Source organism: Bacillus sp. 9.4 (genome assembly GCF_055486415.1).
The window spans coordinates 201,040-224,534 of record NZ_JBVFMU010000006.1 but is presented as its reverse complement, the minus strand read 5'-3'; the positions used below and the strand labels follow the sequence as shown (position 1 = coordinate 224,534).

At 45.8% G+C, this 23,495-nt stretch carries 21 protein-coding genes; 5 read left to right on the top strand and 16 right to left on the bottom strand.

Translation table 11 applies throughout. The features are described 5' to 3' along the window. Positions 1 to 21: 21 nt before the first annotated feature. The 5 genes from ACZ07B_RS20440 to glvA all read right to left on the bottom strand — a co-directional run bounded on the left by ACZ07B_RS20440 (position 22) and on the right by glvA (position 7,433). The gene (locus ACZ07B_RS20440; RefSeq protein WP_042978122.1) at positions 22 to 1,836 is read right to left on the bottom strand and encodes an ABC transporter ATP-binding protein; all 1,815 of its coding nucleotides are present in this window, start codon (positions 1,834 to 1,836) and stop codon (positions 22 to 24) included. Further along, positions 1,830 to 3,551, bottom strand: coding sequence for an ABC transporter ATP-binding protein (locus ACZ07B_RS20435; RefSeq protein WP_464877606.1), 1,722 nt, complete (start codon positions 3,549 to 3,551; stop codon positions 1,830 to 1,832). The genes ACZ07B_RS20440 and ACZ07B_RS20435 overlap by 7 nt, the downstream gene beginning before the upstream one ends. Positions 3,552 to 3,656: 105 nt before the next feature. Then, entirely contained in the window at positions 3,657 to 5,240 is a 1,584-nt protein-coding gene (malP, locus tag ACZ07B_RS20430) for a PTS maltose transporter subunit IIBC (protein WP_003233606.1), read from the bottom strand. 14 nt (positions 5,241 to 5,254) lie between these two features. Continuing rightward, positions 5,255 to 6,019, bottom strand: a complete 765-nt coding sequence (gene glvR / locus ACZ07B_RS20425) for a MurR/RpiR family transcriptional regulator GlvR (protein WP_038428631.1) — start codon at positions 6,017 to 6,019, stop codon at positions 5,255 to 5,257. Positions 6,020 to 6,083: 64 nt separating this feature from the next. Further along, positions 6,084 to 7,433: a maltose-6'-phosphate glucosidase gene (gene glvA / locus ACZ07B_RS20420; RefSeq protein WP_014476180.1), complete on the bottom strand. Its 1,350-nt coding sequence runs from the start codon at positions 7,431 to 7,433 to the stop codon at positions 6,084 to 6,086. Between the two features lie 335 nt (positions 7,434 to 7,768). On the opposite strand from glvA, the gene ACZ07B_RS20415 reads away from it, so the two are divergent. From ACZ07B_RS20415 to ACZ07B_RS20395, 5 genes are read left to right on the top strand one after another with little or no spacing between them, the layout of a single operon-like run. Then, positions 7,769 to 8,083 (top strand): WXG100 family type VII secretion target, encoded by a 315-nt coding sequence (locus tag ACZ07B_RS20415; protein ID WP_003243177.1) that lies wholly within the window; start codon positions 7,769 to 7,771, stop codon positions 8,081 to 8,083. A gap of 5 nt (positions 8,084 to 8,088) precedes the next feature. Next, complete coding sequence (locus ACZ07B_RS20410; protein WP_445214512.1) at positions 8,089 to 9,312, top strand: hypothetical protein; 1,224 nt, start codon at positions 8,089 to 8,091, stop codon at positions 9,310 to 9,312. 11 nt (positions 9,313 to 9,323) lie between these two features. Further along, positions 9,324 to 10,091: a hypothetical protein gene (locus tag ACZ07B_RS20405; protein WP_464877605.1), complete on the top strand. Its 768-nt coding sequence runs from the start codon at positions 9,324 to 9,326 to the stop codon at positions 10,089 to 10,091. A 23-nt stretch (positions 10,092 to 10,114) separates the two neighbouring features. After that, a complete protein-coding gene (locus ACZ07B_RS20400) occupies positions 10,115 to 10,672 on the top strand; it encodes a YfjD family protein (RefSeq protein WP_167560151.1) in 558 nt (185 codons plus the stop codon). A 49-nt stretch (positions 10,673 to 10,721) separates the two neighbouring features. Beyond that, the gene (locus ACZ07B_RS20395) at positions 10,722 to 11,051 is read left to right on the top strand and encodes a YnfA family protein (RefSeq protein WP_010886445.1); all 330 of its coding nucleotides are present in this window, start codon (positions 10,722 to 10,724) and stop codon (positions 11,049 to 11,051) included. Positions 11,052 to 11,087: 36 nt separating this feature from the next. Here the strand turns inward: ACZ07B_RS20395 and ACZ07B_RS20390 are convergent, their stop codons facing one another. From ACZ07B_RS20390 to rlmD, 11 genes are all read right to left on the bottom strand, one after another. Next, complete coding sequence (locus tag ACZ07B_RS20390) at positions 11,088 to 11,267, bottom strand: small acid-soluble spore protein H (RefSeq protein WP_003244276.1); 180 nt, start codon at positions 11,265 to 11,267, stop codon at positions 11,088 to 11,090. 53 nt (positions 11,268 to 11,320) lie between these two features. After that, positions 11,321 to 13,138: an acetoin dehydrogenase operon transcriptional activator AcoR gene (acoR, locus tag ACZ07B_RS20385; RefSeq protein WP_464877604.1), complete on the bottom strand. Its 1,818-nt coding sequence runs from the start codon at positions 13,136 to 13,138 to the stop codon at positions 11,321 to 11,323. 116 nt (positions 13,139 to 13,254) lie between these two features. Continuing rightward, positions 13,255 to 14,631: an acetoin dehydrogenase complex dihydrolipoyl dehydrogenase gene (gene acoL / locus ACZ07B_RS20380; RefSeq protein WP_124060001.1), complete on the bottom strand. Its 1,377-nt coding sequence runs from the start codon at positions 14,629 to 14,631 to the stop codon at positions 13,255 to 13,257. Positions 14,632 to 14,651: 20 nt separating this feature from the next. Then, positions 14,652 to 15,848, bottom strand: a complete 1,197-nt coding sequence (gene acoC / locus ACZ07B_RS20375) for an acetoin dehydrogenase complex dihydrolipoyllysine-residue acetyltransferase (protein ID WP_029946307.1) — start codon at positions 15,846 to 15,848, stop codon at positions 14,652 to 14,654. 13 nt (positions 15,849 to 15,861) lie between these two features. Beyond that, positions 15,862 to 16,890 (bottom strand): acetoin:2,6-dichlorophenolindophenol oxidoreductase subunit beta, encoded by a 1,029-nt coding sequence (acoB, locus tag ACZ07B_RS20370; protein WP_024572068.1) that lies wholly within the window; start codon positions 16,888 to 16,890, stop codon positions 15,862 to 15,864. Between the two features lie 3 nt (positions 16,891 to 16,893). Continuing rightward, the gene (acoA, locus tag ACZ07B_RS20365) at positions 16,894 to 17,895 is read right to left on the bottom strand and encodes an acetoin:2,6-dichlorophenolindophenol oxidoreductase subunit alpha (RefSeq protein ID WP_464877603.1); all 1,002 of its coding nucleotides are present in this window, start codon (positions 17,893 to 17,895) and stop codon (positions 16,894 to 16,896) included. A gap of 231 nt (positions 17,896 to 18,126) precedes the next feature. Then, the gene (locus ACZ07B_RS20360) at positions 18,127 to 18,816 is read right to left on the bottom strand and encodes a YfjL-like protein (protein ID WP_024572067.1); all 690 of its coding nucleotides are present in this window, start codon (positions 18,814 to 18,816) and stop codon (positions 18,127 to 18,129) included. Positions 18,817 to 18,845: 29 nt separating this feature from the next. Then, the gene (locus ACZ07B_RS20355) at positions 18,846 to 19,298 is read right to left on the bottom strand and encodes a DUF6884 domain-containing protein (protein WP_014479178.1); all 453 of its coding nucleotides are present in this window, start codon (positions 19,296 to 19,298) and stop codon (positions 18,846 to 18,848) included. A gap of 195 nt (positions 19,299 to 19,493) precedes the next feature. Further along, positions 19,494 to 20,471: a tRNA dihydrouridine synthase gene (locus ACZ07B_RS20350; protein ID WP_464877602.1), complete on the bottom strand. Its 978-nt coding sequence runs from the start codon at positions 20,469 to 20,471 to the stop codon at positions 19,494 to 19,496. Between the two features lie 725 nt (positions 20,472 to 21,196). Further along, complete coding sequence (locus ACZ07B_RS20345; protein WP_024572064.1) at positions 21,197 to 21,481, bottom strand: YfzA family protein; 285 nt, start codon at positions 21,479 to 21,481, stop codon at positions 21,197 to 21,199. 604 nt (positions 21,482 to 22,085) lie between these two features. Next, positions 22,086 to 23,486, bottom strand: coding sequence for a 23S rRNA (uracil(1939)-C(5))-methyltransferase RlmD (gene rlmD, locus ACZ07B_RS20340; protein WP_003233644.1), 1,401 nt, complete (start codon positions 23,484 to 23,486; stop codon positions 22,086 to 22,088). Positions 23,487 to 23,495 lie beyond the last annotated feature (9 nt).

The window sequence follows — 23,495 nt, the reverse complement described above, 5'->3', positions numbered from 1 at the left end:
ACCTCTGTGCAGGACAAAGGTCTATTTCTCAAATTGGCTTTCATATAAGTCACTGTAAAATCCTTTTTGCCGAATCAGCTCGTCATGGCTGCCTTTTTCAATCATTTCACCGTCTTTTAGCACCACAATCTGGTCCGCTCTTTGAATGGTGTTCAGCCTGTGGGCAATGATGACGCTTGTTCTTCCTTCCATTAAACGGGCGAGCGCTTCTTGAATGTTGACTTCTGTTACGGTATCAATGTTGCTTGTCGCTTCATCCAAAATGAGAAGAACCGGATCGGCAAGCACCGCCCGCGCTATAGAAATCAACTGCTTCTGTCCTTGACTGATGCCCGAACCGTTTTGCGTCAGCACGGTGTCATACCCTTTTGGCAGCCTTTCAATAAAGCTATGGGCATTCGCTGTTTTTGCAGCGGCTTCGACTTCCTGATCAGAAGCATCGAGCCTGCCATAGCGAATGTTTTCTCTGATCGTTCCCTGAAATAAGAAAGAATCCTGAAGAACAAACCCCATGTTTTTTCTGAGGCTTGCTCTAGTAAGGGTTTTAATATCTGTACCGTCGATTAAAATTTTTCCTTCGTTAGGCTCGTAAAAACGGGCGAGAAGGTTAGTGACGGTTGTCTTCCCCGCCCCCGTCGGCCCGACAAACGCGATGGACTGCCCGGCAGGCACGGTAAACTGTAAATGCTTCAGCGTCTGCTGCCCTTTATCGTAACCGAAGGACACATCCCGGAATTCAATGCTGCCTGTTTGGATGGGCTGATGCACGGCGTTCTTTTCATCCTCGCGCTCTTCTTTTTCATCAAGCACGTCAAACACCCGTTCAGCGCCGGCGATTGCGGACAGCATCGTATTAAACTGGTTGGCCAGATCGTTTAAAGGGCGTGTAAATTGTCTTGAATACTCGGCAAAGACGACGATGGAGCCGATCGAGATCCAGCCTTTCAGCGCAAACAAACCGCCGATTGCCGCTATCATTGTAAAGCTTAAGTTATTCAAAGAGTTCATGACCTTCGGGATAAACCCGGAAATCGTCTGCGCCCAAAAGCCCGACGTCTTGAGTGCAGCGTTTTTTTCGAGAAATTCAGCAGTAATCTGCTTCTCACGTGAATATGCTTTGATGACCTTTGCGCCTGAAACAGATTCTTCAATATACCCATTCAGATCACCAAGGTTTTTCTGCTGTTCTTTAAACAGCTTTCCCGTTCGGTTGGTGATCCATTTCAGGCTCGCTGCCATCACCGGAATAATGGTCAGCGTAATCAATGTAAGGAGCGGGCTCATGTACAGCATCACTGCAATGGTCCCAACAAAGGTGATCACGCTTGACAAAATTTGAATGACTGACGTGTTTAAGGTAGAACTGACATTTTCAATGTCATTCGTCACCCGGCTCATCAGCTCGCCGTGCCGCTGTTTATCAAAAAATGGAATCGGCAGCTCATGCAGATGGGTGAACAATTCGCTTCTCATTCTGAAAACCGTGCCCTGCGAGATCGTAATCATCCAATAGTTTTGAAACCAAAGCGACAGAGACTGAATGATATAGATAGCGAGCAGAAGAAGCAAAACGGGAATCAAGCCGCTGACCGTTTTCCCGACGATAAAATGGTCGATGGCCTTTCCGATCACAAAGGGGCCAAGGAGCCCGAATATGGCGCTGATGACAACCATTAGCATGACAAGTATGAGCAGTCCTTTTCTTTCAGCCAAGTAAGACCAGATTCGTCTCAGTGTGCCCTTTGTATCCTTTGCTTTCGCCCGCTTTTTCGCGCCTTCTTTTTTGTCAATTGGCAGTTTGGGATATTGGAAAGGCTTGCGGATATCTTTTAGCATGACTCGCTCCCCTCCCTTCCGAATTGTGACTCGTAAATGCGCTTGTATAACTGAGATTCAGAAAGCAGCTCACTATGAGTGCCTTTTTCAATCAGTTCGCCGTCCTCAAGCAACAAAATCTGATCAGCTTTCATCGCCGTGGTCATTTTTTGTGTAATGATCAAAGTTGTGCAATGGTATGTGCTGATTGCTTCAAGCAGCTTCGCCTCCGTTTGCAGGTCAAGCGCGCTTGTGCTGTCATCTAAAAGAAGGATAGCCGGTTTTCGAATCAGCGCCCGCGCAATGGAAATTCGCTGCTTTTGGCCGCCGGACAGGTTGACGCCTCTTTGCCCCAAAACTGTATCATATCCATTTGGGAGCTTCAAAATCGTTTCATGAATTTGCGCATGTTTGGCCGCATCCATTATTTCATCTAGTGAAGCATTTTCTTTGCCCCAAGCGATGTTTTCTTTGATTGTGCCGGAAAACAAGAGGACTTCCTGCGGTACATATCCAATTTGCCTGCGCAGCCCTTCAGCCGGAAAATCTTGAACCGGCTTTTCATCTATGTAAATGCAGCCTGAATCCGGCTGATAAAGCCGCGGAATGAGCTGAAAAAGCGTGGACTTGCCCGAGCCCGTCGCACCGAGAATCGCGATCGTTTCTCTTGGCTTTGCGGAAAATGAGACATTCCTGAGCGCTTCTCTGTCCATTTCAGGATAGCGAAAGGATACATGCTGAAACTCAATCCGTCCTGACAAACGATCAGATATGATGCCTTCCTCCCGCTCATCGCCTTCTGTTTCAAGCACCTCGCCGATTCTATCCCCTGAAGCCTTCGCCCTGGTGAAAATCATAATCAAAAACGGAAACATCGAAAGCGCGCCTGTAATTCGTGTTGCGTAGTTAATTATCGCAACAACATCGCCGACCTGAGTGCTTCCGCTCGTGATACTGTAGGACCCCGCCCACAAAATCAAAAGAATGCAGAGATTCATCAGCAGCATCAGTACAGGCATCGTGAATTCCACAAGCTGAAAGGCCGAAACCGTTTTTTCCATCAGCCTTGTGTTGGCTTTGATAAATCGTTTGACTTCGTGGCTGCCGCGAAGCAGCGCTTTGATCAGCTTGATTGCGATTAAATTTTCCTGCATGATGGTGTTCACTTGATCCAGCCTTTTCTGCACTGAGCGGAACAGCGCCCCGCCTTTCCTTAATACCCACAGCAAAAACAAGATCAGGATCGGAATGGTCACAAGCAGAAAAAAGCCGAGTTTCACATTAACGGCAAGCGACAGCACAATGCCGCCTGCAATCATTAAGGGAGCCCGCAGCATAAACCGCAAACTCATAAAAATCATATTTTGAACCTGTATGACGTCGTTTGTCAGCCTTGTAATATAAGAAGAGGACGAAAACTGGCCAAATGTGGAATAGGAGAAGGACTGGATTTTTTGAAAAAGCCCTTTTCTCGTATCATAGGAAAAGCTTTGGCTGACATGGGCGGCATAAAAGGAATTCAGCATCCCCGCCGCAAAGGATAACACGGTCAGCCCGATCATGACCGCGCCCCATATCCATACATGCCGCAGATCTTGCTTCAATATCCCATCGTCGATGATTTTTGCAATCAATAAAGGCTGCATCAGTTCAACTGCAAGCTCCGTCAACATAAGAATCAGAGCAATTCCCGCCAGCAATGAATATGGTTTTAAAAACGACAAAGCCTTTTGCATGTAAAAGCCTCCAAACCCCTTTTTACTCGATTGTCTCTTTCTTTACTTTACTATGGCGGTCTTTTTGACGGCAAACGAAAACCCTCCCGAAAAGGAGGGCTGTCTTTATTGATTCAATATTTTTTCCACACGCTCCCGCATCTGCGGTACGCTTAATCCGATAATCACCTGAAACGCCTTCCCGTTCCTGACGACGCCGTGTGCGCCAAGCGCGCGGAATACGCTGTCGGGTTCAACCTTTGTTTCGTCCTTGACACTGACTCTGAGGCGGGTGGCGCAGTTTGTGACTTCAGTGATGTTGTCTTTTCCGCCCAGCGCTTCAATATACAGAAAAGCGGTGTCATCAGCCGTTTCAGCAGCGGAGGCCGTTTCATCCTTGTTTTTTCGTTCTCTGTATTCCTTTTTCGAATATAGCTTTGTTTCCTGCTGTTCATCCTTTTCCCGTCCTGGTGTAGCGATATTGAATTTGAGGATTAAAAATCTGAAGACGAAAAAATAAATTGCTGTAAACGAGAGCCCGATCAAAATTTGATACACATATGTCATACCGTGGCTGCCAAAGAGCGGAATCCAGTTCAAGGTCACCGCCTCAATCAGTCCGCCTCCCATATTTCCGACGACGCCGGCCATATACATAACTGTCGACATTGTGGCGGCAAGCACGGCGTGAACCGCAAATAAGAAAGGTGAAATGAATAAGAACGTAAACTCAATTGGCTCTGTAATACCGGCGACAATCGCTGTCAGTGTGACAGGAATCAGCAGCCCTGCGACGAGTTTTTTCTTTTCCTTTTTGGCTGTCACATAAAAAGCCAGGGCGATACCCGGAATACCGAAGATTTTCGAGTTGCCGTGAAGCGCGAATCCGCCTTGCGGAAAGAGCTCCTTCAGCGGTTTGGCGCTTTGCGAATATTCGCCGAGATGCTGTGCCCAATACGTGACGATCCCGCCTTCCGCTACAGCCGGGCCATAAATAAACGGCGTGTAAATAAAGTGATGAAGGCCGGTCGGAATTAAAATCCGTTCTAAAAACGTGTATATCCAAACGCCCACCGCCCCAGAAGCAACCAGGAAGCTTTGAAGCGAGCCGATTCCCGATTGAACCATCGGCCAAATATAAGACACAGCCAAGGCAATCGGAATCATAATAAAGAAGGAAATCATCACGATATATGTTGAGCCTTGAAAGATGCCGAGAAAATCGGGCAGTTTTTTATCAAAATAGCGGTTATGCAAAAAGACGACAATCGAAGAAATAAAGATGGCCCCGATAATGTTGGTATCTAGCGTCTTAATGCCTGCAATCATCGTTAACCCGCTCGTTCCGCCGACCTCTTGGTTCATATCGACGCCAAATGCTCCTCCCCATACCGTCAATATCGCGCTGACAAAATAGTTGAATGTCAGGTAAACAGTAAGCGCTTCCAAACAAGCGCGTGCCTGAGCTTTCTTCGCCAAAGCAACCGGGATGCCGATGGCGAATAAGAGCGGCATTTGGTTAAAAACAGTCCAGCCGCCCTGCTCAATAATATACCAGCACTGATACCAAAAACCGTCGGGATCGGCGAGCGGGCCCATGAGGGTTTTATTTTTAAAGAGCGTGCTGATACCGACGATAATGCCGGCGAACGCGAATAATAAAACAGGCACAAACATCGCGCTTCCAAAGCGCTGAATTTTTTGCATCATACCAGAACCCCCTGCTACTCATTGTCATTTTTTTCTGCCTCTTTGTAATCAACATATGCGCGGAACAATGCTTCGCCAACGAGAAAAAACGGTGCAAAAGCGACAATTTCCGTTTTATCGCTTAATGTCACAGGTTTGCTTGTCGCATAAAGATTATGCGGAGTCAGCTGGGCGAGGACATTGTTTTTTAAATTCGTAATGGAAATAAAGGGAATACCCTTTGCAGAAAGCATTCTTGCCTGAGGAATCAGCTCCGGTGTTTCTCCGGAAAGAGAAATGATGATAAACAGATCGTTTACTTTAAAATCATCGCGCATCAAATTAAATTCATTTGTATCTTCAATTAAAATAAGATAGCGATGGCGCGGAATAAACATTCTTTGCAGGTCGCGGGCGCATATCTTTTGCGCATTTCCTGAACCGTAGACGAAAATGCGGTCCGCTTCATCAATCAGCTGGCACATGTCCGTCATGTCCTTTGTCCGTAAGAACTTCAAATTTGCTTCAATATCATCAAGCAGCTTTTGAAAACTCATATTCTCGCCTTCTTCCGGCTGATCTTCCCACTTTAAAAAGACGCGAAATTCACTGTAGCCGCTGAAACCGAGCTTTTGGGCAAGCCGTAAAATTGAGGAACGCGATACACTGCAAGCTTTGGCCAGCGCGTCGATTCCAAGGTGATAGCATGTGTGCTTATGATTCAATATATATTTTAAAATATGAAAATCGTTGTCATTCAATTTGCTGTAGTGCTGATTGATCAGTTCTTCGAGCTGCATATCAGATCCCCCCATTTTCTTTCTATTATATACAATTACAGATTCGAAAATGGGGGAATTTCAGTTATGATATGCGGGTCGGGCTTTGATCAAGCTCAGGCCAGAAGTCTTTGTTGGCCTCCATTAAATCCTCGAGAATGAGTCTTGCCACACGCGCGTTCGGCACTGTTTTTGACAAAATTAGCGCCTGCCACAGCTTTTGGAACGATTTCTCCGCCCACGCTTCAACAGTCAGCTTCTCAACAGATACCTGCTGCTCCATAAGCCCTTTTTGGAATTGCGGAATGGTGCCGACGGTAATCGGTTCAGGCCCATTTGAGCCGACAATGCATGGAACCTCGACCATCGCAGTCGGGTCAAAGTTCGCAATTGCGCCGTTATTTTCAACGATCAACAGCATTCTTTCACCTGTGTTGTAGGCAATCGCCCGGGCAAGATCAACGATATATGATGCGTGGTCATCGATTTTGATTTCGCTGTTTTCTGTGGACTGCTCACGTGTAATCATGTCACATTGGCTGAAAATAAAAGCTTCGCGCCCTTCCATCACTTCATTTGCCCGCGTATGATTCGGATTTGATTTTTTCACCATATCATCCGGGAACAAATAATATTGCAAATACGTATTCGGCAGTGTGTCAGGATCTGCGGCCTGCACGTCACGCGCTTTGGCGAATGTGTCATTCCAGCTCGCCTCCACCGCTTCAGCCTCTGTTTTCGGAATATAGCCGTATTGAGATACATGCTCCTTCAGCTTCGGCATTAAATCGTTGCCCTCTTGATCCTGAATTGATGTCCACCAGCCGAAGTGATTTAATCCGTAATAGCGGACCTTCATTTCTTTTCTTGAGGATAAGCCAAGAATTTGCGCCATCCGGTCTTCGATCCCAACCGGCATATCACAGATATTGAGAATTTTAGAATTCGGTCTAAGGCGTCTCGTAGCTTCAGCCACAATTGCCGCCGGATTGGAATAATTGAGCATCCACGCATCAGGCGAGTATTTTTCCATGTAATCTAATATTTCAAGCACACCGCCGATCGAACGCATACCGTATGCGATCCCGCCCGGCCCGCACGTCTCCTGGCCGACAACTCCGTACTTTAACGGAATTTGCTCATCAAGCGCGCGCATCGCGTATTTCCCTACTCTGATGTGCGCCATAACAAAATCGACATCTGTAAAAGCTTCTTCCGGGTCAGTCGTCGCTGCAAATTCAATATCCGGCGCTTTTTCTCTGATAAAAACGTCACAGGCGCCTGCAATTCGATCCTGTCTCTCCTTATCATTATCATACAGCTTCAGCTTTCTGATCGGAAACTCCTCCAAATGGTCCAAGAGCATGAGTACGATCCCTGGAGTGAAAGTGCTCCCTCCGCCCGCTATTACGATTGAGAATGATTTTTTCTTCATATGACGACCTCCTTGATAACGTTTACAATTCCATTTATACCATGAGATAGCCCGTCCCGTAACACGTTTGGCGCACTTAGGTCATTTGATCAACTTTAGTGTTTTTTCCCATAGAGCGGGAAATTTCTCATTTGCCTTATGTCTGAGGGATTTGTTTTTTTTACCTTTTTTGTAATCTTAAAGTCTCACCAACTGTGAATTTTAAGTGAATATACGCCCTTCCAATTCTTATGAAAAGGTTCTTTTGTACGATTCGGATACATGCCGAATTATTTATAATCATTTATATAAAACATCCAATTGTGCGTGAATTTAGAAAAGGCAGGGGACAAAAGTTGGACTCATATAAAGTCATTGAGCTGGCAAACAAGTACAGTGCGGCCGCCGAAGAGGTCAGAAGCTCCAAAATGCTGCTTGAATCCCGGTTATCTGCATTGGGAGATGCTTGGCAGGGCAAAGCAAGAGATTCGTTTGACCAGGATTTCGAGGAAACGAAAGCCGCCTACGATCAATTCGAACAGGAGCTGCTTGAAACAAGCCAAGAGCTGAAGGCTGCCGCTGTCAAAATAGAAGAACGAAAAGCTGAAATTGCCAGAATGGAAGAACTGGAGCGTAAAGCAAGAGAGGAAAGACATAAACTCGGGAGGTGAACGGTGTGTCAGGAAACATTGCAGTTGATCCGGATAAGCTCGAACAGCTTGCAAATGATGTTGTCACTGAATTAACTGATATGGAAAACAAATATAAGGATCTGCATGTGGAGCTGGGGCAGATGATTTTGCAATGCGATCCCCGCTACAGCAGCTGTTTTTCCGGAGTGGGCGATGCGTGGAGCTCAGGAAAAGCACTCGTCACCAAGCTGAGTGACAATGAGATTTTCATCAGAAAAACGGGCGATAAATTTGTGGAACAAGATGATATTTTGCGAAAGCTCTACAATGCCTACGACAAATACGGTACGATGACAAGCTTAACCGCTCTTATGCTGACGCAGGGAAAATATTACGGATTAGGGCTTACGAAATTTGTGAAACAGCCAAGCGGCTTGCATACAGCCCAGCACTCAAAACTTCTCTTGGATATTTCCAGGGCCGTTGACAGCTCACGTTATCAAAAAGCGGCAAGAGTGCTTTTGAATCCTAAATATTTGTTGAAAAAGACAAACCGTCCATTTTCAGATTTGGTACATAAAAAGTTTACAAAATACTTCCCTCAGGACACGGTGGATTTTTCAAACAGCGTCAGAAGCTACACAAAAGGATTTCTTAATGAAGCCGGCGTACGCTCCACTTTGAAGGATGTGGGGAAAACGGGCTTGAAATTCGCGAAAGGAAATGCCATTACCGCCACACTGATTACCGGAGCGACCGAAACATTCGGAGCAGGCGTGAAAATTGCTGAAAATTATGCAAAATACCAGGACAAACCCGAAGTTCTCAAGCGTGAAAACGCCAAGGCTGTCGGAAATGCTGTGAATAACACCATTTTTATTGCGGGCGGTGCCACAGCTGGTGCTGTTGTGGGCGGTGCCGTAGGAAGTGTGTTAGGTCCTGTCGGCACAGTAATCGGAGGCACAATTGGTTCGGCAGTAGGAGGGTTTGTTGGGGAAAAAATCGCAAAATTCACATCAGTCTATGCTGAAAAAGCAGCGATAAAACTTAAAGAACCGATCCATGCTGTCGTTGATACAGCCAAAAAAGGACTGGAATCAGCCGGCAAAGTCGTCAAATCAGTGAATGACGGCATAGATGCGGCGAATAAAACGATACATAAAGGGATAGACAGTGCGAAAAAAGGAATAGAAAAAGCAAAGAAAACAGCGGATTCGCTCATACACGGCGCAACCCATTTCCTTAAAGGGAAATTTTCATTTGGATAGGAGAATAAACAATGAAGCAGTTTACCATCAGCATAGAAGAACTCTTGTTTTGTTTTTACAGCGAAGGGTTTTTCGAACAGGGAATGGCCTTAAAACAAGCCTATTTTCCCGAAATAGAAGATGAACAGCTCGGCGCCTTATTTGAAGCCGCGTGCCGCTCACTCTTAGCCAAAGATGCGGCGGAATATCGGAATCATCAATATCGGCTAAAGGACGAATACTGTCCGTTTATCCATGTGTTAAACGACGCCGACTATACAGTTAAGCTGTCCAAATTTGATGAACAAGGCAAAGAACAGAATATATCCTGCCATGTTTCAAAGTTTGGTACTTACTCTCATGAATTGCTGTTTGATGAACAGGTGCATAGAATCAAAAAAATGGATTCAACTAATGGATTACTCTCTAAAACATCCGAGTTTTTAAATATAATAGATGCAGAAGATCACAAAGAATCACTGATCTCTCTGACATCAACTGAATTTGAATTGCTTTTGGAGGGCGCTTCAGACACTCCCACACATCTCAAGGAGTTTCTAGATAAGCATGATCACCAAGAGGACGTTACCCGTTTTGTAAATGATCTGGCTTTGCGAAAAGGAAAAATGGATACGCTGATGCGGCTGGTTTATGACAAAGACAACTCCCCGGAAGTGGCTGACATGGCTTTCGTTCTGCCTGGCAGCCATCATACTTGGCTGGTAACAGGTATTACCCAAAATGAATTTTCTATCGTAACAGCAAATAAAGATGTGATAAAAGGAATACTTTTTGGCTAAAGAGCGATAAAGGAGAATAGCAATTGAAAAACAATGAAGTAATTAAGGTCAAAAGCAGACTGTTTTTTAGAATATGGCTGTTCCTCGCTACAGGGGGCGCCTTTATTGTGGGAGTCTGGCTGGTGTCTGAAGCCCTCACGTTTGAATCTAAATATGCCCTGCTTTATTTGGGCGGCGGATTACTGGCGATGATTTATGGATTGATCACATTCTTTATGGCTTTTCCTGCGTTCACAAGCCGTGGAAATGTCATTTTCACCATAAAGACCGGACCTAGTGGCGAAATCTTCTCGAGAAAGCGCAGCGTGCTGTTTTCCGAGGTGAAGCGGCTTTATATGGGACGCCATCAATACAGTTTGAAAGGGATCTTTTTTGAGGATATTATCATCGAGAAAACAGACGGCAAAATCGTTCGAATCCCGACCTGGAACATCATCGCGAATCCGCTGTTTTTCGAAGCGGTTGAACGCTATATCCTTCCCCATTTGAGTGAAGAGGCTCAAAACAATTGGATCAGCCAATTTACAGAGGTTCAGCGAAAAGCGTATTTGAAGGAATTTGAGAATCATCCGAAGCTTTAAAAGGTCTCCTCCTCTATAATGAAAGATAAATGCAAATTGAGGAGTGCTCATGATGCTGATTACCATTCTTTTATTTCTCGCGGCAGGGCTTGCTGAAATTGGCGGCGGATATCTGGTTTGGCTATGGCTGAGAGAGGCAAAGCCAGCCGGCTATGGAATCGCCGGGGCGCTGATCCTCATTGTATACGGCATTCTTCCGACGTTTCAGTCCTTCCCATCTTTCGGCCGTGTATACGCCGCTTATGGCGGAGTATTCATCGTGCTTGCGGTCCTGTGGGGATGGCTTGTTGACCGGAAAACACCTGATCTGTATGACTGGATCGGCGCATTCATTTGTCTCATCGGTGTCTGTGTTATTTTATTTGCGCCGCGCGGATAACAAAAATGGCCTGCTTATGAAGCGGGCCATTTTTGTTTAATCCTCTTTTAAGCTGTTCAGCTGCACTTCATGCTCCTCTTGCGGTTCGTCAAGCGGATAAATTCTTGCTGTTCCAGTTTCTTCATTTACGTGCTGAATGTAAATAGGAACGCCGTTATATGTTACTTTCTTCATGTCGGGAGATTCTACAATTTCTTTCGCCCTTTGAATATTCATCGTAACACCCTCCTTCAATACATAACGTTTCCATTTCCTGAAGGAAGTATGCTTTATGATTCAGCGGACAAGTTGAATTTTTTCAGGCGTTTGTAGAAAGTGCTTCGGGGGATCCCGCTGATTTTTGCGGCTTGAGAGACGTTTCCTTTTGCAGATTCAAGCGCTTTGATCATCATATCCTTTTGGATTTGCTCACGAAAAGTAAGCACGCCGGCAGCAGCCGGCTTTTTTTCTGCAGAGCTGGCCGGCAATCCAGCGGCTTCCAGTAAAGCGGGAAGCGATTCATCCCTCAGCCGGCCGTCCGGAAATCTGATAGAAAGACGTTCAAACACATTAAACAGCTCACGGATATTCCCCGGCCACTTCCATTGCTTCAGCACATTACAAAAATCAGAAGGAAGTTCGCCTGGCCAATGATTCTTCTGTTTGTAGTACTCAAAGAGATCCGGGATATCCTCGGTGCGATCGCGTAATGGAGGGAGTTCAATTGGATAGACATGAAGACGGTAAAACAAGTCCTCTCTGATTTTTCCGTTTTCGGCAAGCTCGCGTAAATCACAATGCGTGGCGGCAATAACTCTGATATCAACTGGAATTTCTTTCGTCCCGCCGATTGGCGTTATCTTGCGTTCCTGAAGCACCCGTAAAAGTGCAACCTGCATCGAGTGGGAAATTTCTCCGATTTCATCTAAAAATAATGTGCCTTGATTCGCTTTTTGAAAGGCGCCTTTATAGCCATTTCGTTTCGCTCCCGTAAAAGCGCCCTCTGCATATCCGAACAGTTCGCTTTCAATCAAGTCAGACGGAATCGCTCCGCAATTGACAGCAACAAACGGACCTTGCCGTCTCTCACTGTTCTCATGAAGCGCGCGAGCCGCGACTTCCTTTCCCGTACCAGTTTCGCCCGACAAACAGACCGTTGCATCTGCCGCAGCTGCACGTTCAAGGTTCATCAGCATTGCTTGTGATCGGCCGCTTTTTCCGATCACTCCATTGAATCGAAACACCTTCTTTTTCTTTTGTTCCGAAAGATAAAAACAAGTGCCGCCATCTCCTATGGTGACAGCTTTTTCGATTGAGTAGCCCCGTTCCTTCAACTCATACAGGTGCCGGCCCTGCCAATCCGGTATTGAGGTTCGAATCGGTATGCTCGCACTGATGATGTGCTGCTTGTTATTGCATAGCACCATCGGCACACTGGATGCAGCTCTCTCTCCAAAACGGCTGATCAGCTCGAGCTCTTTCTCACGGCTTTTAGCTGCGAGTTCCCGTTCAGCTGCATAGGCGATCGCAGTGGCAATACCGAGCATATGAGGATGAGCGCCTGCCGCCGGACACGATATGTCAATCACACCCGCAAGGCTGCCATCCTCATGGTGAATCGGAGCGGCTGAACAGTTCCAAAGATGGGAAGCAATGGAGTAATGCTCTGATCCTTGTATCGCAACCGGCTCGCCGATGTGGAGCGCCGTGCCAATCGCATTTGTTCCGACAGCCGTTTCCGTCCAGCATGCCCCTTCGACAAAGTTGATGCGTTTGGCTTCATAGAGCGCGCGGGGATGGCCGTCCAATGCCAGAACAACACCGTCTGAATCAATTAACAGCGCCATCATTTCCATTTCTTTTATGGCAGGCAGCAGTTTTTCGAGGTAAGGCTTTGCGGTCGTCAAGAAGAATGAATGTTTTTTTGACTGCTGATCCAGCTCCGTTTGCTGTAAAACCTTCGGGCCTTTTTCTAAATAAGGATTGACCTCAGCTTTTTGGCAGCGATGCCATGACTCGGCAATCCGTTTTCTTAATCGGGCTTCGTCAAGCACACCGTCTTTCACAAAACGTTTCCAGGTTTGCAAATCGTTTGGGACCGAATTCATTTCCTTGATCGCTCCTCCCTTACACGCCGTTTTCATCTATTGTAGGGGAAAAATAAAGCGCTTTCAACAATAAAAAAAGCAGGCGCCTTATATCCATGCGCCTGCTTTTTCCTTTATTATGCATGTACCGCAAGGCCGATCGTGCTTAACAGCGCCTCATGCAATGTTTCCGATAAAGTCGGATGGGCGGCGATAAAATGCTCCGCCATATCTGCCGTCATCTCACCATTCATGATCGCTGCCGCTTGGCCGATGAGCTCGGTTACATCCGGGCCAATCATCGAGACGCCCACGATTTCGCCGAATTCCGGTTCAGCCATGATTTTGACCTTTCCTTCCGCTTGCTGTTTAATGAGCGCCTTGCCGTTTGCGGAAAATGAAAATTCGCCGATCTTCACATCCCCGTATATGCTTCTTGCCTGTCGTTCTGTCATTCCGATACACGCGATTTCCGGGGACGTATAGATGCAGCGCGGCACATGTTTCTCATTGATTTTGACATCCCTTCCGGAAGCATGAGAAGCAGCGATGATGCCCTCATGGAAAGCGGCATGCGCCAGCTGAATGCCCCCTATAGCATCTCCGCACGCGTAAATATGAGGCACGTTCGTCTGCATGTGCCCATTCACCGGAATGCCCTTTGGAGAAAAATCAACTCCGGCCTGTTCCAGCTGTAACCCGTCAAGACGGGGTTTTCTGCCGATCGCCACCAGCACATAATCGGCCTTCGTTTTAAACTCTCGCTGACCGCTTTTCCATATTGCCGTTTTGGCCGTTTGATCCACCCGCCCTAATCTGGATGAAGTATGCACTTCGACACCGTCTTCCTCAAGTTTCTCCTGAAAGAGACGGGCAATATCTTCATCTTCAGCCGGGATCAGCTGGTCCGCTGTTTCAATGATGGTCACCTTCGATCCCAATCTGGCGAACAGCCCTGCATACTCACACCCGATGACACCGCCGCCGACAATGACTAGTGAAGACGGAATCTCGGAAAGAGAAAGCGCGTCTTTGCTGTCGATGATCCATTCGCCGTCAAACGGGGCAAAAGGCAGCTCGATTGGCTCTGACCCGGAGGCAATCAATACTTGGTCCGCCTCTCTGATTTCTTTTCCGTTTTCTCCTTCGATCAAGAGCTTTCTTTCAGAAAGAAAGGAGGCTGTTCCCTTTACAACCTTTATTTGATTTTTCTTCATTAGGTACTGAACGCCTTGGACAAGCTGACTGACAACCTGTTGTTTTCGGCTTTGCATTTTACTCCAATCGACTGATATCGCACCTGCCGGAAGTTCAATTCCAAAGCTGTCGGCATGCTTGATTTTATCAAGAACGTTTGCGCTTTCTAACAAAGACTTTGTCGGGATGCAGCCTTCATTCAGGCAGGTTCCCCCAAGCTTGCCTTTGTCAATGAGCAGCACGTTTCTGCCCTGCTGTGCCGCGGAGACCGCAGCCGCATAGCCTGCAGGTCCGCCGCCGATAATGGCTAATGTCATGTCGTTTTCACCTGCTTTTCCTATAAAATTAATGCTGCGGGTTCTTCCAAATATGTTTTAATCGCCTTCAGGAATGCAGCGGCTGGGGCGCCGTCACACGCTCTGTGATCAAATGTCAGGCTGAGCGGCAGGATCGTGCTTCTGACGATCTCCTCCCCTTGATACACCGGCGTGTCATAGCTTGCTCCGATGCCGAGAATGCCTGTTTCCGGCGGATTTAGTATCGGTGTGAAATGCTCAACTCCAAACGCGCCAAGGTTTGTAATGGAGAAGGTAGAGCCTTGCAGTTCTTCGCTTCCCGCACGTCCCTCGCGTGCTTTTTTGGCATTTTCTGAGATGGATTGAGCCAGTTCAGTCAGCGATAGCTTTTCAGCATGGCGGATGACAGGCACCACTAAGCCGTTTTCCAAGGCTACAGCCATACCAAGGTGTACATGGGGATGTGTGATGATGCGCTCATTTTGATAAAAGCTGTTCAGCACAGGGTGAGCTTGCAGAGCGAGAACGGCGGCTCTTGAGACAAAATGAGTGATCGTCAGTTTTGTGCCGTATCTCTCTTCCGCAGTTGATGAAAGCTGTTTTTGAAGAGTGGCAAGCTTAGTGATATCAGCCTTCATCGTGATCGTCAGCTGCGCGCTGTTTGCCAGGCTTTCCTGCATTCGGGCAGCGATGACCTTTCTCATGCCTGTCACCGGGATTTCCTGCGCTTTCTGTTCCGAAACAGGCTTTGCCTGATCTTTTTTCTGTTCAGCAAGAGCCTTTGTTACGTCATCCTTCACGATTCGTCCGCCTGGTCCAGTTCCTTTCAGTTGTTTTAGGTCTAATCCTGCTTTTTCTGCTATTTTTCTGGCGACTGGAGATATTTTCATTCGATCTTTTTTGGAGGCTGCGGGTTTGTTTTCTTGTTTGACGGGCTGAACGGCTTGCGGCATATTGTCTTCAGCAACAGGCGCACTCGCCTCTTCCTGCACCGACTCATTGGCGTCCCCGATATAGCAGATAGCTGTGCCGGGCGGAACCTCTTCTCCCTCTTTCACTTTGATATCGATCAGCGTTCCTTTTTCAGGCGCTTCGATCTCCATTTCAATTTTCTCCGATTGAATGCTGGCAATGCTTTCTCCCTTTTCAACCGGGTCGCCTACTTTTTTATTCCATATCGATACTTCCCCTTGTTTCATGGCCATTCCCAATTTTGGCATCACTACTTTTACCGCCATTTGTGTCCCCCCTTTAATTCATTGCCGGCTCGCCAAGCAATTCAAGCGTGACGCTGACAATTTTATCTGGTGTCGGCAAATATTGATCTTCAAGCACTGGTGAAAACGGAACCGGTGTATGCGGCGCTGTAATCCGTTTAATCGGCGCATCAAGCAAATCAAAGCCCTTGTCAGCGACAATCGCAGCAATATCCGTGGCAATGCTGCATCGCGGATTGGCTTCATCAATGATGATCAGCCGGTTTGTTTTTTCTAACGATGTGAAAATCGCATCCTCATCCAGAGGAGACAGACTGCGCGGATCAAGGACCTCAGCTTCGATGCCCCTCTCTGAAAGCTGTGCAGCTGCTTCAAGCGCGGTATTGACCTGCTTGCCGACTGCAAATAGCGTGACATCATTGCCTTCACGTTTGATGTCCGCCTTTCCGAGCGGAATTGTATAATAATCTTCCGGCACCTCGCCCTTCATGTTGTAGGACGTTTTGTCTTCAAAGAAGAACACCGGATCATTATCTTCTATTGCTGCAAGCAGAAGACCTTTGGCATCATACGGATTGGATGGAACAACTGTCTTCAGTCCAGGGATGCTCGTGAAAAGGCCATAAAGCGCTTGTGAATGCTGGGCAGCGGCCCGGAACCCTGCTCCGTATGTGGTGCGGACGGTAATCGGTACTTGCGCTTTTCCGCCGAACATATAACGGAATTTCGCCCCTTGGTTGATCACCTGGTCAAAGCACGTGCCGATAAAATCGTTAAACATTAGCTCGGCAATCGGTCTCAAACCGGTTGATGCCGCAGCCATAGCCGCACCCATGTAGCCCGCCTCAGAAATCGGTGTGTCCAGCACTCTTGTGCGCCCGAATTCCTGTACGAGTCCCTTTGTGACCCCTAATACACCGCCCCATGCTTCATCATCCTGCAAATGATCGACCGCCGCTCCCCCGGCGACATCCTCACCGATCAAAAGCACATTTTCGTCTCTTCTCATCGCAAGCTTCATTGCTTCATTGATCGCGTCTGACATGCTTATGACTCTCGCCATCTCTTACATTCCTCCTTTTTCATATGACACGTACACATCTGTCAGCAGCTCCGAATCTTTTGGATATGGACTGTCTTCGCTGAACGAGACGGCTTTTTCAATCGATTCGCTGACACGCTGTTCAATGTCTGACAGCTTATTAGCATCTGTTTCTTTTAAAAGGTAGTTTTTAAAACCTTGAATGGCATCCTTTTCTTCAAGGTGCTCAACTCTTTCATCCTTCGTTTTATAGGTCTGGGCATCCCCTTCGAAATGGCCGTAGTTTCTGTAGGTCATACATTCAATCAAAGACGGGCCTTCGCCGTTTCTTGCTCTTTCTATCGCTTCCTCGGCTGCCTGGTAAACTGCTAAAATATCTTTGCCGTCAACTGTCACCCCCGGCATGTTATAAGCAGCCGCCCGATCGGCAATTGAATCACAGGCTGATGCGTACTCAAATGGGGTGGCTTCGCCATAGCCGTTATTTTCGGCGACAAACACGACAGGAAGGTTCCATACAGCCGCTAAATTCAGCCCTTCGTGAAAGGTGCCTTGGTTATTTGCCCCGTCCCCGAAAAAGCAAACGCTTACATTTTTAGTCTGTTTATATTTAGCCGTGAGCGCTGATCCGCATGCGAGCGTAAAGCCGCCCCCGACGATTCCATTTGCGCCTAACATGCCTTTATCAAGATCCGCAATGTGCATAGAACCGCCCTTGCCTTTGCACAATCCGGTCGCTTTCCCGAAAATTTCCGCCATCATGCCGTCCAGATCACAGCCTTTGGCGATACAATGTCCATGTCCCCTGTGGGTGCTTGTAATGCTGTCGCCATCATGTAAATGAGCGCACACCCCTACAGCCACGGCTTCCTCACCGGCATATAAATGAACGAATCCGGGAAGCACTCCCTGGGCGAACAGTTCATGCACTTTGTCTTCAAAGCCCCTGATCTCCAGCATCTTTTGGTACATCCACAGCGCTTTTTCCTCAGTTAATGACAAGCCTTCTCGTTTTAACAATTCCATTTTGTGCGCCTCCTTCTATTTAGGGTTCACCATTATAAATGCAAGAAGTGTGCCAGTCTTTTGAGCCCGTAAAATCAGTCTTCTCGTCTTCACTTTGGAGACAGTTTGAGACGTGTGTCTCGTTTTGTCTCAAACTGATTCATTTGTCTCGTTTTACAGCATGCAAAAAAAAGACCGGATATCACCCGGCCTTTGACAATGATCGACGTATTTATTTCCTTGGAAATCTTTTTAACTTCCTAGTTCCTCTGCATCGTTTGACTGAATAGCTGCTTTTGAAAGAAAATCAATTGAATATTTGACATATCCGATACCGCCGTCCCCGTCCTTCTGCATACAGTCTATCGTGCCGTTTGAGTATGTATATCCCTTTTCATTAAGCGTTTTTCTGACTGTTTCCGCCATCTTTGCGGCATCTGTTTTTGATAACCCGCTGGCGTCTAACTGAATCGTCATGCTCATAGGCGCTTTTTCAGCCAGCTGTTTGTTCCATTTTGTATCTAACGTGAACTGTCCGTTTTCAAAACTCAAAGCAGCATCAGCTTTTATAAGTCGAGGAACCGCTTTTTTCAGATCTGCTTCGATTGCCTTCGTTGCTTCTTCATTTACATGTTTTGATACTGATTCGGTATACGCTTCTTCAATTCCATCGCACGTTACTTTAGGATGCAGAAATCCCTTCGTACACATTGGGTAGCGATGAGATTGGGAGGTTGCTTCGAATACATATTCAGAGGTTTTAGCGTTATATACCCCATTCGTGATCTTGATTTCTTTCTTAGGATAGGTTTGTTTCACATAAGAGACTAGCTTCTGTTCTGCAGCATTTTTCGAAAATGGATCACCGAACCATACATGATAGATATATAGTCCGCATCCGAATAATGCAATGGCAAGCAAGCCAAACACAAGTTTTTTCATGTTCCCACTCTTTTCTTCATATGTACGTGCTACAGTTCATGCTTTTCTTCAACAGCCCGGTTCAGCGCTTGGAGCATATAGCCTATGCCTTTGTAAGATGATAGCGGCCAGCTGATATGCTGGTGTTCTCCGATGACGGCGTTTAGAACGCTTCGATATTTTTTTCCGCCAAGCATGACTAGCTCTTCGATATCAGAAAAGCCTTTTTCGTGAAATTGGCGGCTCAGCTCGTCCGCTGTCATGATTTCCGGATGACCGGTGCCAAAAGTGACATCGTAATTTCCCGAAACGAGATCATCAGGGCGGAGGAACCCGTGCTTCGCAGACAAAATCACCCACTCATCGAAAAATGCTTTCGCATACCGTTCGCACGCCTGATGAAACGGGCTGAGATAAGCGTCCTCTGCTCTTACCGGCCCGGCATCAGGCTGGACGTCCCAGATTTTTTTCTTGCCGCAGGGGATGATGCATAGCCGTTTCATTTTCCTCTCCCCCTTTATAAGATATCTCCACTAAATATACCATTATTTTCTTACAATAAATTAGAGAAAAGACAGGCTGAGTAAAAGCTGCGTACAAAAAAGACCCGGATTTACCGAAAATCCAGGTTTATTTTAGTCAAGAATGGTGTAAAAATCCCTTTATTTTGTTAGCCTTTTTTGAATCAAGCACTGCTGTTATTCTACCCCATCAAGATACTTTCTCTCAAAGTCGTCGAGCAATGCACGCACTTCATCTGTTGACTTTGTGTTCATGCATTGATTTCTTAATTCACTTGCCCCTCGGAACCCGCGGAGATAAATTTTAAAAAAGCGAGGAAGAGGCTTGTACGGACGGGCTTCTAATGCTGAATATTTATCATGAAGATCCAGATGCAGCCTTAAGAGATCAAGCAATTCCTTGCTGCTATGCTCTTTCGGCTCCTTTTCAAAGGCAAATGGATTTGTAAAAATACCGCGCCCTATCATAATTCCATCAACACCGTATTGTTCAGCAAGTTTCAAACCAGTTTGACGGTCAGGGATATCACCATTGATCGTCAAAAGTGTATCTGGTGCCACCTCATCACGAAGTTTCTTAATCTCCGGGATGAGCTCCCAATGGGCATCTACTTTGCTCATTTCCGCTCTTGTACGCAAATGAATAGAAAGATTGGCAATATCCTGTTTCAAAATGTGTGTCAGCCACTCGCGCCATTCATCCACATCCGTGTATCCAAGTCTTGTCTTCACGCTTACAGGCAATCCCCCTGCTTTTGCAGCTTGTATTAATTCTGCCGCAACTGCAGGACGGCAAATAAGGCCGCTTCCCTTTCCATTCCCCGCCACATTAGGCACTGGGCAGCCCATATTGATATCTAGTCCTTTAAATCCTAACTCTGCCATGCCAATACTCATTTTACGGAAGTTTTCAGGCTTATCTCCCCATATATGGGCTACAATTGGCTGTTCATCCTCTGTAAAAGTCAAACGGCCGCGCACGCTATCCTTCCCATCCGGGTGACAATAGCTCTCTGAGTTTGTGAACTCTGTAAAAAATACATCCGGTCTGCCTGCTTCACTTACTACATGCCGGAAAACAACATCTGTCACATCTTCCATTGGTGCCAGTACAAAAAATGGCCGTGGTAATTCACGCCAGAAAATTTCTGTCATAACAAAAATCAAATCCTTTCATTAGGGGATACGGCTATACCTGTATCTAAATATTAAAAAACTGACCATGCTTCTTTTTACACTATATCGCATGCGAAAGCATTTCTTATCAATCTATAGTAAATTTTGAACATTTCACGTGGGATGATTATCTACCCTATTTTTTATATTGTGGTTAACTGGCGCTGACCTTCGTCTTTCTTAGTGGCCTTACTTTTGAACTTTTGGATAAAAAGGATTCCAACCTAAATAGAATATCATATGAGTTCTCCATATTACCAACGCAAAATAATTGCCCTGTTATTGAAGATAAGATAATTAACACTACACCATATCCGTATCTCTATATCATATTTGCGGAAAAACTAATAGAGATAAAGCAAATTGAGTTGGAGGTGGTATAACTGAGTACTCAAGAGAACGAAAAAACCTACTTAAGCTGCTACCACTTGTGAATCATATGGAGTAAAGAGGATGAGAAGAGAAAATAAACCCTTATTTTAAAGAATTCAAGAACTTCAATCTGGATCGTTTGGGATTTGCTCATGATTTAGAAAATAACCAACGCAGCAAGTGGCAACCTACTATAGAGTTATAATTCGGTAATCCTGATCCAGAACCAATAAAATAGACTGCTAACTAAGTGTCGCAGTCTTCACTCATAAGATAATTAAGAAAGTGTTCATTTTCTTTCATCATTAAATAAGCCATCAGAAGTTATTGCTTTAATTTCGAATATCCTTTGTTATCCCTGTAATTATTTGTATAATAGTGAAAACTCCCAAGAAAACAGTAATAATATTAAACCATGGATTATCATAGAATGAAAGATATGTTTGAAAGAAATCTTGTTCAACTATGTTTGCTGGGAATCCATTCATTTCTCTATACTTAGGACCCCATCCCGTTAATTCTACAAAATTAAAATAAAGCTGAGATACTAAAAATGCCAAAAATGTTTGAAACCAACTTCTTTTATATAACGGTCGTTTTTTATATACTTTATCCATTTAATTATCCATTTCCTTCTCTGCAATACTTTTTAGCCAAGTGACAATCTAAAATTTATATTATGAAGCATGATTGTCGCAAGGATATAACCATTGTAGGTATTAATGTAATAGTTGTTATCGTCTCGGCACTATTATTTAATTGTTGTAGTGCTCATACGTTATGCATTTTAAAATGGGGTTGGCCATCATTTTCACCTCTTTCATTTATTACAATGTTTCAACTTTTTACATCGAATGACTCTTGAAATGATATACGCCATACTTTTCCTTATATTCCTATCATCAATATTTCACACGTAATAACTGCAAGTCAATATATAATTTTACAAATTATGAAAATACATCTATGATTTTACATCATTCTACTCATGTATTTTAATCATACTGGAAGGAAATTTTTCCGGTTAAATAACGCTGTTTTTCACCCACTTTTCAACACGTTTTTTCAACTCCTTTCGCCAGTTAAAATAAAGATCTCCGCGAAAAGAAGAAAGATAAAATTGGGAAAAGACAGTTAGGACAAGGGCTGCGCACGAAAAAGACCCGGAAATCGGAATTGTTTATTTTACCGAAATCCAGGTCTGATTAGGTATTGTTTATTTTAGTTAGACGATTTCAATACAAGTCTCGCCACTGCTTCAACATGCGCCGTCTGCGGAAACATATCGACAGGCTGAATATAGTCCACGCGATAGTCCTTCGACAGCGTCTGCAAATCCTTCGCGAGCGTGGATGGATTGCAGGAAACGTAGACAAAGCGTTTCGGTTTGACTTTTTTGATCGTGTCCAAGAACGTGCTGTCACAGCCCGTTCTTGGCGGGTCTACAATGACGACGTCCGGGCGGAAGCCTTCTTTCGTCCATTTCGGGAGCCAGTGCTCGGCTGTTCCTGTTACGTATGTGGCATTTGCCATGCCGTGTTTTTTGGCGTTTTTCTTAGCATCGTCAATTGATTCCTTGATGACGTCCATGCCGCGGACTTCCTTCGCTCCGTCCGCAACCCACATGCCGATAGTGCCGACGCCGCAATACGCATCAACGACTTTTTCTTTTCCGGTCAGCTGCGCCGCTTTTTTCACTTCATCATACAGCTTGACGGTCTGTTCCGGATTGAGCTGGAAGAAAGCGCGGGCGCTCAATTCAAAAGATACGTCGCCGAGCACTTCTTGAATCACTGTTTTTCCGGCGAGCTGTTTTGTTTTCTCACCAAAAATCACTGAGGTTTTCGCCCCGTTTACATTCTGAATAATGGATTTGACCTCTGGCAATCGCTTTTGAATCGCTTTGACGATTTCTTCCTTGTGCGGAAGCGTTTCTTTTGCGGTTACAAGCACGACCTGCACTTCGCCTGTTTCAAAGCCGACTCTCGTCACGATCGTGCGAACGTCGCCTTTTCGTTTTCTTTCATTATAAACAGACACATTGAAGTCCTCTAAAATGCGGCGGACGATGCCTGTTGTTTTGTTCGTTGCCGGATGCTGAACGATACAGTCTTTAATCGGCACGATATCATGAGAATCAAGGCCGTATAAGCCGGCGATGATGCTGCCGCTTTGCGAGCGTCCGATCTGGAATTGGCTTTTATTGCGGTAATTCCACGGGTTGTCCATGCCAATCGTTTCTTTGATTTCCATGTTTTCAACTTTAAACTTCGTATGGCGTTCAAGAGACTGAATGACGATATCGCGTTTTTCCCGAAGCTGCTGGCTGTATGCAAGGTGCTGAAGCTGACAGCCGCCGCATTGTTCATAAACAGGGCAAGGCGGTGCCACCCGGTGCTCAGACGCCTTGCGGATTTTCTTAATGCGGCCCTCCGAAAACTTCGGCTGGACCTTTGTGGCCTGCACAACAACTTCTTCGCCAGGAAGCGCGCCGGGCACGAAGACGACTTTTTTCTTAAAATAGCCGACACCTTCTCCGTTAATGCCGAGACGCTTAATCGTCAGCGGAAAGGTTTGTCCGACCTTCAGTTCGACAGGCGCCTGTTTCTTTTGTTGGTTCACGTTGTTCTC